Annotated in this window: 18 protein-coding genes; 14 read left to right on the top strand and 4 right to left on the bottom strand. The window is 35.0% G+C overall.

Features of this window, described 5'->3' with window-relative positions:
- The first annotated feature begins 45 nt into the window (after positions 1 to 45).
- From trhO to A8143_RS08580, 13 genes are all read left to right on the top strand, one after another.
- Positions 46 to 1,077 (top strand): oxygen-dependent tRNA uridine(34) hydroxylase TrhO, encoded by a 1,032-nt coding sequence (gene trhO / locus A8143_RS08640; RefSeq protein ID WP_066758460.1) that lies wholly within the window; start codon positions 46 to 48, stop codon positions 1,075 to 1,077.
- Between the two features lie 136 nt (positions 1,078 to 1,213).
- Positions 1,214 to 2,143 carry a 1,2-phenylacetyl-CoA epoxidase subunit PaaA gene (gene paaA / locus A8143_RS08635; RefSeq protein ID WP_066758588.1) on the top strand — a complete coding sequence of 310 codons (930 nt, stop codon included), beginning with the start codon at positions 1,214 to 1,216 and terminating at the stop codon, positions 2,141 to 2,143.
- 15 nt (positions 2,144 to 2,158) lie between these two features.
- Entirely contained in the window at positions 2,159 to 2,443 is a 285-nt protein-coding gene (gene paaB, locus A8143_RS08630) for a 1,2-phenylacetyl-CoA epoxidase subunit PaaB (RefSeq protein ID WP_066758457.1), read from the top strand.
- A gap of 11 nt (positions 2,444 to 2,454) precedes the next feature.
- The gene (gene paaC / locus A8143_RS08625; protein WP_066758456.1) at positions 2,455 to 3,207 is read left to right on the top strand and encodes a 1,2-phenylacetyl-CoA epoxidase subunit PaaC; all 753 of its coding nucleotides are present in this window, start codon (positions 2,455 to 2,457) and stop codon (positions 3,205 to 3,207) included.
- Positions 3,201 to 3,668 (top strand): 1,2-phenylacetyl-CoA epoxidase subunit PaaD, encoded by a 468-nt coding sequence (paaD, locus tag A8143_RS08620; protein ID WP_066758455.1) that lies wholly within the window; start codon positions 3,201 to 3,203, stop codon positions 3,666 to 3,668. Before paaC ends, paaD begins: the two co-directional genes overlap by 7 nt.
- Before the next feature lie 4 nt (positions 3,669 to 3,672).
- Positions 3,673 to 4,311, top strand: a complete 639-nt coding sequence (locus A8143_RS08615) for a GldM family protein (RefSeq protein WP_175437520.1) — start codon at positions 3,673 to 3,675, stop codon at positions 4,309 to 4,311.
- A 48-nt stretch (positions 4,312 to 4,359) separates the two neighbouring features.
- Positions 4,360 to 5,370, top strand: a complete 1,011-nt coding sequence (gene murB, locus A8143_RS08610) for a UDP-N-acetylmuramate dehydrogenase (protein WP_066758453.1) — start codon at positions 4,360 to 4,362, stop codon at positions 5,368 to 5,370.
- A 43-nt stretch (positions 5,371 to 5,413) separates the two neighbouring features.
- The gene (locus tag A8143_RS08605) at positions 5,414 to 5,788 is read left to right on the top strand and encodes a hypothetical protein (RefSeq protein ID WP_066758449.1); all 375 of its coding nucleotides are present in this window, start codon (positions 5,414 to 5,416) and stop codon (positions 5,786 to 5,788) included.
- Positions 5,789 to 5,936: 148 nt separating this feature from the next.
- Positions 5,937 to 6,926 carry a hypothetical protein gene (locus A8143_RS08600; protein ID WP_066758448.1) on the top strand — a complete coding sequence of 330 codons (990 nt, stop codon included), beginning with the start codon at positions 5,937 to 5,939 and terminating at the stop codon, positions 6,924 to 6,926.
- A 79-nt stretch (positions 6,927 to 7,005) separates the two neighbouring features.
- Positions 7,006 to 7,485: a hypothetical protein gene (locus A8143_RS08595; protein ID WP_066758447.1), complete on the top strand. Its 480-nt coding sequence runs from the start codon at positions 7,006 to 7,008 to the stop codon at positions 7,483 to 7,485.
- A gap of 3 nt (positions 7,486 to 7,488) precedes the next feature.
- Positions 7,489 to 7,899, top strand: a complete 411-nt coding sequence (locus A8143_RS08590; RefSeq protein ID WP_066758446.1) for a PaaI family thioesterase — start codon at positions 7,489 to 7,491, stop codon at positions 7,897 to 7,899.
- 195 nt (positions 7,900 to 8,094) lie between these two features.
- Entirely contained in the window at positions 8,095 to 8,292 is a 198-nt protein-coding gene (locus A8143_RS08585; protein ID WP_066758444.1) for a hypothetical protein, read from the top strand.
- Positions 8,293 to 8,739: 447 nt separating this feature from the next.
- A complete protein-coding gene (locus tag A8143_RS08580; protein ID WP_066758442.1) occupies positions 8,740 to 10,350 on the top strand; it encodes a T9SS type A sorting domain-containing protein in 1,611 nt (536 codons plus the stop codon).
- Between the two features lie 129 nt (positions 10,351 to 10,479).
- Here the strand turns inward: A8143_RS08580 and secA are convergent, their stop codons facing one another.
- The 4 genes from secA to A8143_RS08560 all read right to left on the bottom strand — a co-directional run bounded on the left by secA (position 10,480) and on the right by A8143_RS08560 (position 15,768).
- On the bottom strand, positions 10,480 to 13,875 hold the full coding sequence (gene secA / locus A8143_RS08575; protein WP_066758440.1) for a preprotein translocase subunit SecA: 3,396 nt from the start codon (positions 13,873 to 13,875) through the stop codon (positions 10,480 to 10,482).
- A 275-nt stretch (positions 13,876 to 14,150) separates the two neighbouring features.
- Positions 14,151 to 14,372, bottom strand: a complete 222-nt coding sequence (locus tag A8143_RS08570) for a DUF2795 domain-containing protein (protein WP_027421020.1) — start codon at positions 14,370 to 14,372, stop codon at positions 14,151 to 14,153.
- 82 nt (positions 14,373 to 14,454) lie between these two features.
- The gene (locus A8143_RS08565) at positions 14,455 to 15,003 is read right to left on the bottom strand and encodes a cob(I)yrinic acid a,c-diamide adenosyltransferase (protein ID WP_066758438.1); all 549 of its coding nucleotides are present in this window, start codon (positions 15,001 to 15,003) and stop codon (positions 14,455 to 14,457) included.
- A 6-nt stretch (positions 15,004 to 15,009) separates the two neighbouring features.
- Entirely contained in the window at positions 15,010 to 15,768 is a 759-nt protein-coding gene (locus A8143_RS08560) for an O-methyltransferase (protein WP_066758435.1), read from the bottom strand.
- A 122-nt stretch (positions 15,769 to 15,890) separates the two neighbouring features.
- On the opposite strand from A8143_RS08560, the gene A8143_RS08555 reads away from it, so the two are divergent.
- Positions 15,891 to 17,312, top strand: a complete 1,422-nt coding sequence (locus tag A8143_RS08555) for a DUF4301 family protein (RefSeq protein WP_066758433.1) — start codon at positions 15,891 to 15,893, stop codon at positions 17,310 to 17,312.
- Positions 17,313 to 17,381: the final 69 nt, after the last annotated feature.

Below are 17,381 nucleotides of genomic sequence, written 5' to 3'. Positions count from 1 at the left end.
GATTATTTTTGCAGCACAGAATTAGTTACTTAAATTATTTATAGCATGCAACTGTACAATAAACTAAGTGCTGAAGAAAGAGCTGCATTAATTGATGCTGCAGGCGAAGACCGTCTTACTATTTCTTTTTATCAGTACCATCAAATCGGCAATCCCGAATTATTCAGAAATCACTTATTTATAAATTGGGACCCCATGGGTGTTCTCGGGAGAATATATGTAGCAAAAGAAGGGATTAATGCTCAACTCTCCGTTCCTGCCAAAAAATTTCACCTACTAAAAAACCACCTCGACAGTATAAGTTTTCTTAAAGACGTAAGATTAAATATCGCTGTTGAACAAGACAATAAATCTTTCCTAAAATTAAAGATCAAAGTACGTCACAAAATTGTAGCAGATGGTTTGGATGATGATAGCTTTGATGTTACTGACAAAGGTGTACACCTCAAAGCAAAAGAATTTAATGAAATCATAGAAAATAAAGACACCATCTTAATTGACATGCGAAATCACTATGAAAGTGAAATTGGTCATTTTAAGAATGCGCAAACACCTGATGTTGATACCTTCAGAGATTCCCTACCAATTATTACGGAGAGTATTAAAGGACATGAAGAAGATAAGAACATTGTCATGTATTGTACGGGAGGAATTCGATGTGAAAAAGCAAGCGCGTATTTCAAACACAAGGGTTTTAAACGTGTATTTCAACTAGAAGGGGGGATAATTAACTATGCACGACAAGTAGAAAGCGAAAATCTTGACAATAAGTTTCTGGGAAAAAATTTCGTATTTGACCATCGAAAAAGTGAAAAGATTAGTGATGAAATCATATCAAACTGTCATCAATGTGGTGAACCTTGCGATACTCATGTAAACTGTGCCAATGAAGCATGTCACCTTTTATTCATCCAATGCGATTCATGTAAAGAAAAGATGGATAATTGTTGTTCTATTGATTGTCAAGAAATAAATGCCTTGCCCTATGAAGAACAAAAAGCACTTCGCCGAGGCAAGTCTGTTTCGAATAAAATATTCAAAAAAGGGAGATCAGAAGTTTTAAAGTACAAAAAATAGCGAACAAAAACTTGACGAATTGTGTTTATGTTCTTTTAAAACACCCCTTTAAAATTGGGTTTAAAACCTTATATTTGTGAGACTGGATTTTGATGAATGATCAAAGTCGAAATTGAAAAAAACAAAATTGGACCAGATGGATAAATTTGAAGCAGCATTTAATGAGATTATTGAAAAAGATCTCAAAGTAGAGCCAAGAGATTGGATGCCAGAAAAATATCGAAAAACGCTTATTCGTCAAATTTCACAACATGCGCATTCTGAAATAATCGGTATGCAGCCAGAAGGAAATTGGCTATTAAGAGCCCCGTCTCTTCGTGCTAAACAAGTATTACTTGCTAAAATTCAAGACGAAGCAGGTCACGGTCTATATTTATATAGTGTTGCGGAGACATTAGGTATTTCTCGTCAAGAGATGATTCAACAATTACATAACCAAGAAGCTAAATATTCGAGCATCTTTAACTACCCTACTTTAACATGGGCAGACATGGGGGCTGTTGGATGGCTAGTTGACGGAGCGGCAATCGTGAATCAAGTTTCGCTTCAGCGAACGTCTTATGGCCCTTACTCACGAGGTATGGTTCGAATTTGTAAAGAAGAGAGTTTCCACCAGCGTCAAGGATACGAAATCATGGTTCAAATGGCCTTTGGAACACCTGAACAAAAAGCAATGGCTCAAGATGCACTGAACCGCTTTTGGGAACCTGCTTTAATGATGTTTGGACCTCATGACGGAGATTCAGTTCATAAAAACCAATCTATGGCATGGAAAATCAAACGAGAATCAAACGATCATTTGAGACAACGTTTTATTGACAGGACTGTGCCTCAAGCTGAATATTTAGGCCTAACAATTCCTGACCCTAACTTAAAATTCAATGAAGAAACAGGTCATTATGATCACAGTCCTTTTAATTGGGATGAGTTTTGGAATGTTGTAAATGGTAATGGGCCTTGTAATCAAGAGAGATTAGATCACCATCGCAAAGCACATAATGACAATGCATGGGTGAGAGAAGCTGCTGCAGCTTATGCAGCAAAAACAGAAACGAGTGTAGCATAAAAAGAAATAAAATAAATGGAATCAGGAGATAAAGTTTGGGAGGTATTTGTACAAAAAAAGCCAGGATTGGCTTTTAAACATGTAGGAAACTGCCACGGATACGATAAAAAAATGGCAATTCAAAACGCCAGAGACCTCTATACTAGACGTGGTGAAGGTCGCGCATTATGGGTTGTTCCAGCAGAAGCAATCGTTGCTGTTCCTTTGGATGATTCAGATGCTTTTTTCGATCCAGCAGATGATAAAGTCTATCGGCATGCCACATTTTACACCATCCCCGATGGCGTTAAACACTTATAAAAAAACCTTCCATGAATTTTGAATTAAACGAAAATCAATCAAAGTTTCTAATTCGCATTGCAGATACATCTGTGATTCTAGGACAACGCTTGGCTGAACTTTGCAGTCGTGGACCATTCTTAGAAGAGGATATCGCTTTATCAAATATCTCACTTGATTTATTTGGTCGCGCCGAAGAATTATATAAAATAATCTGTTCGTTGGAAGGAAATAAATTTTCTCCAGACGATCTTGTTTATAGACGAAACGAACGTCAATATTTTAACCTTAAAATTGTTGAGCAGCCCAATGAAGATTTCGCTTGGACAATCGCAAGGCAATTTTTTCACGATTGTTATGCAAAAGCTGTTTTTGAAACTTTAAAAAACAGCGACAACTCTGAACTGGCTGGGTTATCCATGAAAGTACTTAAAGAGATAAAATACAGTCATATGCATGCGAAAGATTGGATGGAACGACTTGGTTTAGGTACCGAAGAAAGCAATCAAAGACTACAATTCGCTGTAGATCATTTATTAAAATATGTCGAAGAAATTTTTGACTTTGACGAACTCGATAAAATGTTCTTACCTAATTATAAGGAAATTGAGTCAAATTGGCAAAGTGAAATCAACCAAACACTTACAGCTTGTAACTTAAACCGAAAAGAAATTCCTCCGCTTTCGATGAGAGATTATAGAGATGGTTTTCACAGTGAACATATGGGGCATTTATTAAGCATTATGCAATATTTGCCACGTGCTTATCCAGATGCTAAGTGGTAATTGACCCAACTCAAAATATTGATATTTGGGAATTTTTAAAAGAAGTTCCTGATCCCGAAATACCTGCAATCAATTTGGTGGAACTTGGGGTAATCCGAGAGGTTGAAAAGAATGATGATGAACTATTTATTACCATTACACCAACTTACACTGGTTGCCCTGCAAAAAAGTTGTTTGAGGATTTAATTCTTGAAAAACTTGCAGAAAAGGGATACAAAAAAGTCAAAATCATATCAAAACTCAATCCGGCCTGGACCACTGATTGGCTGTCGGATGAAACCCGCAACAAATTATTGAACGAGGGCATATCACCTCCAACAATCGGTGATCGCATTATTGTATGTCCAAATTGTAAATCAAAAAACACAAAATTACTTTCTCAATTTGGATCAACCCCTTGTCAATCATTGTACACCTGTAATGAATGTTCTGAGCCGTTTAATTACTTTAAATGTCACTGATATTATGAGGTTTGCATTGCTTCTATCCGCATTTATTTTTCAATTAACTTCAATTGCCCAAATGGAGTTTCGGAATAAAAGTATTAAAGACCCCATTCTTAAAGTTGTTTATGCCGGAGTAGATAATCATATCAATTTATCAATCCCCCTAAAAAAAGAACAAAGTCTTCAATCTTCGAGTTCAAAAATTACAACAATAGACAATCAAAACTTTCTCCTTTTACCTAATTATCATACCACCTTTGACACCATAAGGATAATGAGTGGTGATGAAGTAATTATGGAAGAGTATTTTCGGATTTTAAAGATGCCTTTAGCATCAATTCAACTTGGAGAAATCGATCTTGAAACTAAATATGTTAGCATAACTCAAATTCTTAATAATCAAACTTTATTGGCTATTGAGAATGGACTTTACCTAGAAACATTTGAAATCAACAATTTCAAACTAAGTATTTACTCCATTGATAATGAACTGATAAAAGAGTTTGAAACAACAAATGGAACTTCGTTAACATCGGATCAAATGGATTATATAAAGCAATTAGAGCCTGGCCAAATAATTGAATTCTCATCCGTTAAGTTTACTGATAGCAAAGGAATCATGCGTCGACATATGGGACCAAAATTCATTATCAAATAGCCCAGAAAAACGACTATATTTGTTGAAAAATCTAAAGCGACAAATAATATGTTTCAAGAAAACATAAGCCTGAAAAAGCTAAACACTTTTGGTATTGATGTTAATGCAAAAAAATTTGCTGAATTCGACACCTTATCTTCGTTAAAATTATTGTTAGATCAATGCAATGCGAATGATGAACTTCTCGTTTTAGGTGGTGGAAGCAACATTTTATTAACAAGGGATTATCAAGGTGTAGTTCTAAAAAACAATTTGAAAGGGATAGAAATTATCAGCGAAGATGAAAACTATGCTTTTGTCAAAGGAGCCGCAGGTGAAGTCTGGCATCAATTCGTACTATTTGCAATTGAAAACAATTTAGGGGGAATAGAAAATTTATCATTAATTCCAGGTAGTGTTGGAGCTGCGCCAATGCAAAACATCGGTGCTTATGGGGTAGAAATTAAAGATGTGTTTCACGAATTGGAAGCTTTAGAAATAGCCACACAAACCGTCAAGAAGTTTGATACAAAATCATGCGAATTTGGCTATCGAGAAAGTGTTTTTAAACGAGACTTAAAAGGAAAATACATCATCATTAGCATGACTTTAAAGTTGAATAAGAAGCACAAATTAAACACTTCTTATGGCGCGATAGAAAAAGAATTATCATCTAAGGGTATTTCATCACCTAATATTAAGGACGTAAGTGATGCTGTCATTGCTATTCGACAATCAAAACTACCTGATCCAGAGAAAATTGGAAACTCTGGAAGCTTTTTCAAAAATCCGGTAATTTCTACAATTCAATTTGAATCATTAAAAGAGAAATATCCAACCATAGCGCACTATCCTGTAAATGAACATGAAGTCAAAATTGCCGCTGGATGGCTAATTGACCAAGCTGGGTGGAAAGGCAAAACATTTGACAACTACGGTGTGCATAAAAACCAAGCTTTGGTATTGGTTAATTATGGTGGCGCTAAAGGAAAAGATATTTTTCAGCTTTCTCAACAAATACTAGACTCTGTTTACGAGACTTATGGCATACAGTTAGAACGTGAGGTTAATATAATTTAGTGTAACTTCATTCTAAACATTCGTTACTTCAATAAAACTGCTCATGTCTACAATACTAAAACTAATTTTTATTTTCTCACTTGGTTCTTCAGGCTTGGCTCAAACAGGACCATTGGCACACCAAAGTAGTGGTGGAAGATTAAGTGAATATAAACCTGGGGCACTTGGTAATTTTGGTTTACCTGACTACCCGCCTAAATTGGTGAAAATTGAAAAAGTGAATGACAGCACAACAGTCTTATATTATGAAAAACCGTTTGGTCAAAATTATACTCAGACCTTAATAAAAGATGAATTCTATTTAAACGCTGATCGAAATATAGACAGTTTAAAATCAATAATTTTTGTTGATGATTCTATTCAACTTATAGGCTTTAATACCAAAGCATTTAAGCAAGTCTCACGACAGCGTAAATAAGATGAGACAATTTCAACTTAAACAATACGCTAGGGTTGTACTCGTGTTATTTTGCCTTTTATTCATTCTCACATTTCCATTTCCATTTTATTATTTACCAAGCCCAGGTATAATCTTACAACCCTTTTTAGAAGATCTTACTTGTTGGATGACTAATAGCATTGACGGAACTTTCTATAGTGACTCTCCGTTAATGTGGAGTTTTTCAGCAATTCTAATACTAGTCAGTCTACTGATTGGCGCTGGTTTATCGTTCATTACAAAAGAAAAATTAAGTTTATTTTGGGATATTTCCTACCACATCTTATTGTACTACCTAATTCTTTTCTATTACGGATTAAGTAAAATTTTCATTTACCAGTTCTATTGGCCCGAACCTAATACGCTTTTTACCCCTGTGGGACAACTCGGTAAAGATTTTCTCTTTTGGACAAGTATGGGAACCAGTCCAGTATACAGTGTTTTTTCAGGATGTTTAGAAATCATTCCTGCCCTACTCCTGGTATTTCCAAGAACAAGAATGTTTGGTGCATCGGTATCAATCTTTGTCTTAATTAACGTTCTCATGATTAATCTAGGATTTGGAATTACAGTTGTCCAGTTCACCTTGTTTTTACTACTCATAAATTTCCTTATTCTAACTCCATACCTACCATTAATTCAACGCTATATATGGAGTAAACCAACCACCATTTCGGTACAAAACATCGAATTTTCTATCTTAAAAAAACATCCAAACTATCGAAAAATTTTCCGGGTACTTATTTTGCTAGCAATTGTCATTGAAAGTCTTTCAATCTACGTTGACTACGGCGTTTGGAACGGTAATAATTTACCTAAGTCAAATGAATACGGTGCCTATTCATTTAAGGAGGGTGATGCACCATACAAACGGTTATTTTTTCACAAGAACACTTATCTAATTCTTCAGGCCAAAAATGACGAATTTTTTAATTATCCTTATGTGAAAAGTGGAGAAAAATATACAATATACAAGAATGATCAGGCAATCGGAGAATTCACATTTGTGTCAAATAAACCGTATAAATATACTTTAAAGGGGTATTTTTATGATCACCCAGTACTCTGGCAATTGGAAAAAATAAAATTAGAACTGCTCCCTATTTATAAGAAATAGAAAGACAATCGCGGTATTAAAATCCTTATTATTTTCAATCCTCCAAAAACTTGCTAACTTTGATTTAAAATGGATGATTATGACACAAATTAGCTTTGAAAACATCGAAAAAGCCATACAAAAAATTGACGGTTTAAATGAGGAGGCGCTTGACCGAAAAATTGAAACTTTCACGTTAAAACAGCAAGCATTGGTGAATTACATCCTACAAGCGGGATTGGAATATGAGAACGAAGAATTAAATATGTATTCAATTTATTACTTTGCTATTATCCATGAAGCTTTTGATATACAAGGCATCACCCTAAACGAAGTCACTGAAGATGCGATTGAAGCTTTTCAAGAACCTTTTTTGTTAGCGTTGGATGCAATTTATAAAGATGAAGATTACAGTCCGATGCAAGATTTAGTGCAGCAACATCACTTGAATCAATTCATGATGAACGAAATTGATGCGGTAGACGAAGATGGAGATTCACTAACGGACGAAACTAAAACTCAATTATTCATTGTTGCTTCTGGAATGATTGGATTAATGAATGGCGCAGTTCAAAAATAGACAATGTTAGACCCAAAAGAGATTGTGTCCAAAATGATGAAAGATGACCAGATGAGTCAATGGCTGGGAATCAAAATCAAATCATTCACAAAAGGAAATGTTATTTGCTCCATGGTTGTACGACCAGAAATGGTAAACGGATTTAATATTGCGCATGGCGGTATTACTTATTCTTTAGCGGATAGTGCCTTAGCATTTTCCGTTAACGCTTTTGGATTACATGCCGTTTCAATTGAAACATCAATTTCTCACCACAAACCTGTTCGCATAAACGATAAATTACATACCTCAACAGAGGTATTTTCTTTAACCAATAAAATTGGTGTTTTACAAACTAAAATCACAAATCAAGACAACATTTTAGTGGCAACCTTTAAAGGAACAATTTATCGTAACGGAACAGAATGGGAGTAATTCTTTTCTATTTTCCGTAAAAAAAGAAACTTGTGGAGAATATGTATAATCTTTTATGTGCTTTTAAAAAAATCAATAAAAATTTGTTATATTGCGGATTAATGATTTATTGCAATATTTCGTAACCCGGTCTAAGGAGTAAAACCTACCCAAAATTTACTTCGTAACAAACAAATATTTATAATGAAAAATTGAATGAAATTATTATTTCTGCTTTTATGCGGAGTTACTAATAACTTTGCCCAGCAAATAGGCAATATCGATTTTATTTACTACCCAGATGTAACTTCTGGTTACATAGTGTGGGATTCAGCGCAATCAGCTGATAATTATGACGTTAAAATTTTTGAACTTGACACAATTATTTCTGGAGTACCAAGTTATGACTTGTAAACAAGTGAAAATGTAAGTACTAATTACTCAAATTTAACCCAAAATTATTTGAATACACCCGACTTATATTTTTTAATACAAGCTCGAAATAGTTCAGGAGGACTAGAAGCCGAATCAGATTATGAAAGCATATGTGGAGGTTGTGAAATAGACAATTACTCTGAAACTTGAAGTTGGGGGTGTAACGGTTTAGATTGCGCATGGCAACTAGTATTATACGTTAATGATACAGACTCTGAAGGTTTTTTGCGTGTAAAACCTTATTATAATTATTTCGATGAAGATGAAGGTGAAACAGTACCATACTATGAAGCAATGACGCCAACACCTTTTGATGCTGGTCCCTGATGGATCAAGCAAACAAGTAGTCGCAATAAGACCATAACTGAATAAACCTAAACCTTTGGGCTAAAAATAGCCCAAAGGTTTTCACAACAAATTTAATTTATGAATAAATCATCTTTCTTAGTTCTTCTTATAACTTTAATTAGTCATTTAGCTTTTTCTCAAACAATAGATATTGAATGGCAAAAGTCAGTTGGTGGCGAGTCAATCGATTCACCGAGAAGTTTATTATTATTAAATAATGGTACTCTTTTAACAATTGGACATTCTTATTCAACCGATACAGGCAATAAAACTTCTGAATCTTTCGGAGAAGGAGACTTATGGGTTGTAAACACGAATGAAGAGGGAGAAATAATTTGGCAAAAGGCTTATGGCGGTATAAATGATGATGGTACAGGCGCATCAGCCATTGAGTACAACGACCGTATTTACATTCTAACTTCATCTTATTCTGGTATCTCTGGAAACAAAACCACCTCAAATTTTGGTGAATCAGATTTTTGGCTTTTATGTATTGATCAAGAAGGTAATTTACTGTGGGATAAAACTTATGGTGGGGCAGAAAATGATCGAAGCGCTAACATACTATTAAATAGCGACAATAATTTCATTCTTTCGGGAAATAGTAGTTCAAATACAAGTGGTAACAAAACCGATGATGTAGGTGGGTTAACTGACTATTGGGTTTTAGAAGTAAGTTCTGAAAACGGTGATATAATCAACCAAAAAAGTGTTGGCAGCAACGGGTTTGAATTGTTAACAGATGTAGTAATTGATGAAACTAATAACATTTATTTAATTGGAAATTCACTCGGAGATACCGGGAAAGATAAAACTATGGATAACTATGGTCTCGGAGATATATGGATTGTTAAATTAAATGCTGATTTTAATATTGTACAGGATAAAGCTTTTGGTGGTACTAGTCCTGAATATCATGAAGGTGATGTGAAATTTTACAAAGATTTTCTATACGTACTTGTTGACTCTGAGTCTTCTGAAAGTGGAAATAAAACAACCGAAAATTATGGCTCTAGAGATAGTTGGCTACTTAAACTGAATAAAGATCTTACTATTGTTTGGGAGAAAAATTTTGGAGGATATAGTTACGAATCTTCAAGTAGCGTAGTTTTCCACCCAACCACCGATCAAATTATTTTATCCATCAAATCAAAATCAATCGCCTCAGGAAATAAAACAATCGACAATTATGACTTATCTGATGATGTATGGCTTTTAGTTTTAGATAAAAACGGTGAAATCGTACATCAAAAAGTTATCGGAGGCAATGCTGATGATATTGGGTACATTGTGCTTGATAATTTTAACAACATTTACTTAAGCGCGTTTTCTAATTCAGGATTTTCTGCCGATAAAACTGAGCCAAATTATGGGTTTTCAGATTATTGGATTGTTAAATTAAATGCAGGTGATTTTTTATCTTCAGAAAACTACATACAAAATTCTTCTTTTCTTGACATCTACCCAAACCCATTTAACGATGAATTGACTTTAAGTTTTTCCACAGAAATAACTGATCCTGTTTTCATTTCAATTAACGACGTAAATGGAAGAGTAGTAATTAGCCAGGAACTTAAACCTACTATTTATCCGGGTCAAATTAACACCGAAAAACTCAGTCCTGGCGTCTATTTTTACTCCATAACAAGTGGTAAAAAACAGCAGTCCGGTAAAATTATTAAGCGTTAACATTTCATGAACCTTTCTAATACATAGACGCTCTATAGGTTTCTCCTTTGCTTAACAATACTTGCTCCTCAAACAAAAAAGGTGCATCGTTACAGTGCACCTTTTTTGTTTTAAAAAAATAAATCGGATTTAAACTTTTTTTGTAATGACCCATGCTCCTGACTTAATCAAGGGTTCAGCCTGCTTGTATTTTACCGTTTTTGTTTCTCCGGTTTGCATATTTCTAATCTCCACTTTATCGTTTCGGCCAATTTTTGGTTCGGATTTAACCACAGGTTGTCGTTTAGGAGCTGCTTGATTTCCCCCAGAATTTCTCATCGCCTCATCATATCCTTCACTTCCTTTAAATTCTTCTTCTCGTTTTTGTTCTTGTGCATTACTAAAGGCGCCTGATTGAGAAAATTGACTTTCGCTAGTTGCAGCTTGCTGAGGAGCTTGTCTTGGTAAATCAGATTTAGCCAAGAACGTCACTACTTCTTTACTCATTTTGGTCATCATTCCACGGAACAAATCGTATGATTTTTGTTTATAAATCACCAAAGGATCTTTCTGCTCGATAGATGCATGCTGCACGTTAGTTCTTAACATATCCATTTGGCGAAGATGCTCTTTCCACTCATTATCTATATAACCGAGCGTAATCATTTTTTCAATTTGCTTTTTGAAGATTTTACCTTCAGTTGCTTGTCCTTCTTTCAGGTTTAAAACAACTCTTAATTGTTTTACACCGTCGGTAACCGGCAACATCATGTTTTCGTAACGATCACCTTCTTCAGTCAAAACACGATCAATAACAGGCTTAGCCATATTACATAGTCGATCCGATTTTTGCTCATATGCGGTCATCGCATTATCAAAAATAGTATCAATTAACTGACCAGGATTCGTTCCTTCAAAATCCTCTCTGCTAACAGGCGATTGAATTTTTAAGTATTGAATTAAATCTAACTCAAAAGCGTCAAAATTCTTACTTGGAAAATGGTTATTTACAATCTCCTCAGCAACATCATAGAACATGTTTGAAACATCCAATTCTAAACGTTCTCCATAAAGTGCATTTCTTCTTTTTCTATAAATAGCATTACGTTGAACGTTCATCACATCATCATACTCCAATAATCTTTTACGAACACCAAATGCATTTTCTTCAACTTTCTTTTGTGCCCGTTCTATCGATTTTGTTATCATTGAATGCTGAATAACCTCTCCTTCCTTATACCCCATTCTATCCATCACCTTTGCGATTCTTTCAGAACCAAATTTACGCATCAAATCATCTTCCAATGACACAAAGAATTGTGAAGATCCTGGATCACCTTGACGACCAGCACGACCTCTTAATTGTCGGTCAACACGGCGCGAGTCATGTCTTTCCGTACCTATGATTGCTAAACCTCCTGCAGCTAAAACTTCTGGAGAAAGTTTGATATCCGTACCACGACCTGCCATATTCGTTGCAATGGTTACTTTACCCGCTTGACCTGCTTCTGCAACAATCTCTGACTCTCTCTTGTGGTGCTTTGCGTTTAGGACATTATGTTGAATCTTTCTCATGGTCAACATTCTGCTTAACAATTCAGAAATTTCAACTGTTGTCGTTCCTACAAGTACTGGACGTCCTAAATTTACAAGTCGTTGAATTTCATCGATAACCGCGTTGAACTTTTCCCGCTGGGTCCGATATACTAAATCTTGTTCATCAATTCGTTGAATTGGTTTATTGGTAGGAATAACAACAACATCCAATTCATAAATGTCCCATAACTCTTGTGCTTCTGTCTCCGCTGTACCGGTCATACCAGACATTTTATGGTACATTCGAAAGAAGTTTTGCAAAGTAATTGTTGCGTAAGTTTGGGTAGCCGCTTCTATTTTAACATTTTCTTTTGCCTCAATTGCTCGGTGTAAGCCATCTGAATAACGTCGACCTTCCATGATACGACCCGTTTGTTCATCAACAATTTTAACTTTCCCATCCATAATCACATACTCCACTTCCTTTTCGAATAATGAATAGGCTTTCAATAATTGATTAATGGAGTGAATTCGACTCGATTTTTCAGAAAAATCAGCGATCAACTCTTCTTTTTTCTTTAATAATTCCTCCGCTTCAAGGTTTTGACTTTCTAGCTCGTTCATTGAGGTACCAATATCTGGCATTATGAAATAATCTCGGTTTTCACCATCTGAGATTAAGTCGATACCTTTCTCCGTAAGCTCAATCGTATTGTGTTTCTCATTGATCACAAAATAGAGCTCTTTATCTGCCTTAGGCATTTCTCTTTCTCTATCCTGTAAATGATAATTTTCAATTTTTTGAAGTTGCGCACGAATTCCGTCTTCACTTAAATATTTGATTAATGCTTTATTTTTTGGGAAACCTCTGTATGCTCTTAATAAAGACAATCCCCCTTCAAAAAGAGTATCCTTATCTGCCTCACCGGTTTCCAAACCTTTTAACTTATTTTTAGCATCAATTAAAAAATCATTCACCAATTTCTTTTGAGCATTAACGAGCTTTTCAATTTTTGGCTTTAACGCTGTAAATTCTTGTTTATCCCCACCAGACATCGGCCCTGAAATAATCAATGGAGTTCGCGCATCATCAATTAAAACTGAATCCACCTCATCAATAATAGCATAATGATGTTTTTGTTGAACGATTTCATCAGGATTAGAAGACATATTATCTCTTAAGTAATCAAACCCGAATTCATTATTTGTTCCAAAAGTGATATCCGCACGATAGGCCGCTTTTCGTTCAGGAGAATTTGGTTTATGACGATCAATACAATCTACCTTTAATCCATGGAACTGATATAAAGGTCCCATCCATTCCGAGTCACGTTTAGCTAGATAGTCATTTACTGTAATTAAGTGAACCCCTTTTCCCGCAAGTGCATTTAGATAAACGGGTAATGTTGCTACCAATGTTTTCCCTTCTCCTGTCTGCATCTCAGCAACATTTCCTTTATGCAAAACCGCTCCACCATACAACTGAACATCGTAATGGACCATATTCCAAGTTACGGTAGTACCAAACGCATCCCATGTTGTTGCCCATTTTGCTTGATTTCCGTCTATCTGTATATGATCTTTTGACGCTGCCAATTCTTCATCAAATGCAGTTGCCGTTACAACAACCTCGTCATTTTCAGCAAAACGCTTAGCCGTTTCTTTAATAACGGCAAACGCCTCTGGAAGAATTTCTTCAAGAACTTCTTCTATCTCATTATCTATTTGTAACTTCAATTTATCTATACGACCATAGATGGCTTCTTTTTCTTGAAAATCCATCCCAGGATTATCATCCACCTTTTTATTTAATGTCGAAATCTCATCCTCTGACGACTGAATTTTTGCTTTGATTTTCGCTTTAAAATCTGCGGTTTTACCACGCAATTCGTCGTTCGTTAATCCACTAATGGTTCCTTCCAAGGCTTTTACTCGATCGACATAGGGTTGATATATTTTATCATCTTTCTTAGCCTTACTTCCAGCTAATTTCTTTAAAATTCCAAACATTTTATCCGTCTAAATTTATGAACCGCAAAAATAGCGAGTTAACTTAATTATTTCCAATTTTCATGTAAAAATTGGGTTACTAAATACATGACTCAACATAAGTCAGAAATCATACCATCAAAAAAAATCAGCCAATCTGTCCGATTTACCAACAAACAAACGCTATTTAGCTGACTTTCTTAATTTATCGACTCTAAATAAAGTCGAAATGACAGTATTTAAAACTATTTATCAGAAAAAAGGCTCGCAAAAGCGAGCCTCTCATTAAATTCTAATTAATATTCATCTTCGTTGAAGAAAAAATCATCCTTGGTCGGGTAATCCGGCCAAATCTCTTCTATGCTTTCGTATGATTCTCCTTCATCTTCAATCTCTTGTAGATTCTCTACCACTTCTAATGGAGCTCCTGTTCTCATAGCAAAATCGATTAATTCGTCTTTTGCTGCTGGCCAAGGTGCGTCCTCCAAATATGAAGCTAATTCCAACGTCCAATACATAAGTGTTAAATTTTCATTTTGCCGCAAAAGTAATTTTTTTAAACTTAGATGCAAGTTTTTTAGCACTTTTTTTCTTCACAATCTATTTTTTTGGCTTCCAAGGAATCTCTTCAGCCCCGAGTTTTACCGTCAAAAACCTCCCATAAACAAATAAATAATCACTCAACCTATTTAAATAAGGCATGATCAATGAATTTATTTCTGACTCTTCATTTAAAGCAGTGACTAGCCTTTCTGCACGACGACAAACACATCTGGCAATATGACAAAAAGATACCGTCTCATGTCCGCCAGGTAATACAAAGAAACGCATCGGTTCTATCGACTCATCCATGCGATCTATTTCTTCTTCTAAAAATTTAATATCCTCTTCAAATAAGGCAGGAAGTTCCATCTTGCCTTTCTCTGGATCTGTTGCCAACCATGAGCCAATTGTAAATAAGCGATCTTGAATGTAAATAATGTCTTCCTTGCTTTTTTCGTCGATTGCTTTATCCCTTAATAGACCTAAATAAGAATTTAATTCATCTACTGTACCGTATGATTCAATTCGAATACTCGATTTCGGTACCCTTGTCCCTCCAATCAATCCAGTTTTTCCTTGATCTCCTTTTTTTGTATATACTTTCATCTAATTCTAAAATTTTATAGTGAAATCTTGTTTGCGTTGAGTGGGCCTTTTGCATACAATTCCAAATTGAAAAAAGTCCATTGACACATGAACATTAGGCTGCGCAATAATCTTTTTCCATGCTGACTTCATTCCATCACTCCAATTTATGTCATCAAAAACTATAAATGAGTCTTCATGAGTATGCTCGAGGGCAAATTTAAAATACTCAAGCGTTGCTCCTTCCAAATGATTACCGTCAATATAAACAAAATCAAACACCTGGTTTACACCTTTTAATGCCTTATCAAAACGACCAACCCTAAGTTCAACATTGGAACAATTTAATCCATCAAAATTCTCTTTTGCAATTTGCGCAATATTAGGGCACCCTTCAATAGTTAGAACCGAATTGACTGTTCTTGCTTTAGAAAAATAAGCCGTTCCAATTCCTAAAGAGGTCCCTAACTCCAAAACCGTACGACATTCATAATATTCAAGTAATCGATTTAAAAACATCCCTTTTTTTCTCGGCATCGATGCCGTTCGGGTAATTGAAGCGATTGACCTCAAATCATTTGCCTGAACTCTACTACCAGCGCCATAATCAGTAACCCTAATTTTTGCTTTCCGTTGCAGTAGCGATGATCTTAATGATTCAATTTCCGGTTGTCTAACATAATTCTTTCTTCGAACCACCTTTTGATAAAATTCATAAAGAAAAGGAGAATGCAAGCCATGGGCGTTTACAGCTTTTCTTCGATATTTAACGTAAGACCTTATCACGAGGTCAAAAATACGATTTGTAGAGGAAATGACGGTGTTTTTTTGAATCCCTTTTCACCAATTATAAGAGTAGAAAAATAAACTTATATATTTGGAATATATTTAATAACCGATAGCACAAGATGACCATCGAAGAAAAAATTGCCATTCAGAAAGAGAAAATTGAAAAAGGCAACCCAAAAATTGAATTAGTAGCATCATGCCGTATAAATAATGGTATAGAAAAAATAACGCCAAAAATAGAAAGCGATGCTTTAACGTATTTCGAAAACACAAAAGAATCGATTGATATTACCTTTTTTGTTCCTGCAAGCGGTTCTGGTTCGAGAATGTTTGGAAGTGCCTATGCATTTCTCAACAATGAAAATCCGTCCGAATCAACCATAGAATTTATTGAGCATTTAATAAATAGTGTTGAAGAGTTTGCTTTTTACAACAAACTACCTATTACGGTTAAACAAGAATTAAAAAGTGGATCAATTGAGATTGAAAAATTTTTAAAATTGATACTGCATGAAGAAGGCTTTAATTTTGGAAATCGTCCAAAGGGGTTAATTCCGTTTCATCGATATGGTAATTTTATCATCAACCCTTTTCAAGAACACGTTTTACAAGGTACGAAGGTTGCCGGTGAACAGTCTAAATTTCACTTCACAATAAATTCAAAATTTGAAGAAGAAATACGACACAGTATCAAGATCTTGAGAGAGATGACAGGCATTGATTTTTCATTTGAGTTTTCAGTACAAGACGAGGATACGAATTCGGTTGCTTTCACTGCATCGAACGAAGTTTTTAAAGATGAAAATGGAAATCCAATAACAAGGCCAGCAGGCCACGGGGTGCTATTGGACAACCTAAACAGAATAAAATCGGATCTTATTTTAATAAGAAACATTGATAATATCCAGCATCAAAATAAATCAGAATTCTCCACCAAAACGCGTAAAATTTTGTCTGGAATTTTGCTCGATTTCCAAAATATGTGTTTTGAAGTTTTAAATGCTATTGAAGAAGGAAAACCTTTTAAGCAGCAGTTAAAACAATTGAATGACCAATTCCAACTCAACATAAAAGAATCCGATTGGAGTAATGAAGAAAAAGTAAAATCAATTCTTAATCGGCCGTACCGAATTTGCGGAATGGTAAAAAATGAAGGGCAACCTGGTGGTGGACCATTCTGGGTAAAAAACGAGCAAGGGGATATCCAGCGGCAAATTGTGGAAAAGTCTCAAATTTCAACCCGACCTTCACAATTAAATATGTTGATAAAATCAACCCATTTTAATCCAGTTGAAATAATCTGTGCACCAAAGAACTACAAAGGTGAATATTTTGATTTGATGGATTTTAAAGAGGATTTGCAATACTTTATTGTCCAAAAAACTCAAAAAGGTGAAAACGTTCAATTTATCGAGCAACCGGGTTTATGGAATGGAGGGATGGCAAATTGGAATACAATCTTTTACGAAATTGACAGTCAATGTTTCAGCCCAGTAAAAACGATTTTAGACCTATTAAAGCCCATGCACAGGAGCAAGTAGTCATTAGACGAACATATCATAAATCAAAAAACCTGTAAGAAAATTTTTCTCACAGGTTTTGATTTTTTT

The organism is Crocinitomix algicola, assembly GCF_001661595.2.
In the GTDB taxonomy this organism is placed as follows: Bacteria; Bacteroidota; Bacteroidia; order Flavobacteriales_D; family Crocinitomicaceae; genus Crocinitomix; species Crocinitomix algicola.
The sequence above is the reverse complement of the archived record's forward strand: the minus strand, read 5'-3'. Positions and strand labels throughout refer to the sequence as shown.

Excerpts from the sequence above, each read along its gene's own strand:
- trhO (WP_066758460.1), top strand. The coding sequence starts at position 46 with ATGCAACTGTACAATAAACTAAGTGCTGAAGAAAGAGCTGCATTAATT.
- paaA (WP_066758588.1), top strand. The coding sequence starts at position 1,214 with ATGGATAAATTTGAAGCAGCATTTAATGAGATTATTGAAAAAGATCTC.
- paaB (WP_066758457.1), top strand. The coding sequence starts at position 2,159 with ATGGAATCAGGAGATAAAGTTTGGGAGGTATTTGTACAAAAAAAGCCA.
- paaC (WP_066758456.1), top strand. The coding sequence starts at position 2,455 with ATGAATTTTGAATTAAACGAAAATCAATCAAAGTTTCTAATTCGCATT.
- A8143_RS08615 (WP_175437520.1), top strand. The coding sequence starts at position 3,673 with ATGAGGTTTGCATTGCTTCTATCCGCATTTATTTTTCAATTAACTTCA.
- murB (WP_066758453.1), top strand. The coding sequence starts at position 4,360 with ATGTTTCAAGAAAACATAAGCCTGAAAAAGCTAAACACTTTTGGTATT.
- A8143_RS08605 (WP_066758449.1), top strand. The coding sequence starts at position 5,414 with ATGTCTACAATACTAAAACTAATTTTTATTTTCTCACTTGGTTCTTCA.
- A8143_RS08600 (WP_066758448.1), top strand. The coding sequence starts at position 5,937 with ATGACTAATAGCATTGACGGAACTTTCTATAGTGACTCTCCGTTAATG.
- A8143_RS08595 (WP_066758447.1), top strand. The coding sequence starts at position 7,006 with ATGACACAAATTAGCTTTGAAAACATCGAAAAAGCCATACAAAAAATT.
- A8143_RS08590 (WP_066758446.1), top strand. The coding sequence starts at position 7,489 with ATGTTAGACCCAAAAGAGATTGTGTCCAAAATGATGAAAGATGACCAG.
- A8143_RS08585 (WP_066758444.1), top strand. The coding sequence starts at position 8,095 with ATGAAATTATTATTTCTGCTTTTATGCGGAGTTACTAATAACTTTGCC.
- A8143_RS08580 (WP_066758442.1), top strand. The coding sequence starts at position 8,740 with ATGAATAAATCATCTTTCTTAGTTCTTCTTATAACTTTAATTAGTCAT.
- secA (WP_066758440.1), bottom strand. The coding sequence starts at position 13,875 with ATGTTTGGAATTTTAAAGAAATTAGCTGGAAGTAAGGCTAAGAAAGAT.
- A8143_RS08570 (WP_027421020.1), bottom strand. The coding sequence starts at position 14,372 with ATGTATTGGACGTTGGAATTAGCTTCATATTTGGAGGACGCACCTTGG.
- A8143_RS08565 (WP_066758438.1), bottom strand. The coding sequence starts at position 15,003 with ATGAAAGTATATACAAAAAAAGGAGATCAAGGAAAAACTGGATTGATT.
- A8143_RS08555 (WP_066758433.1), top strand. The coding sequence starts at position 15,891 with ATGACCATCGAAGAAAAAATTGCCATTCAGAAAGAGAAAATTGAAAAA.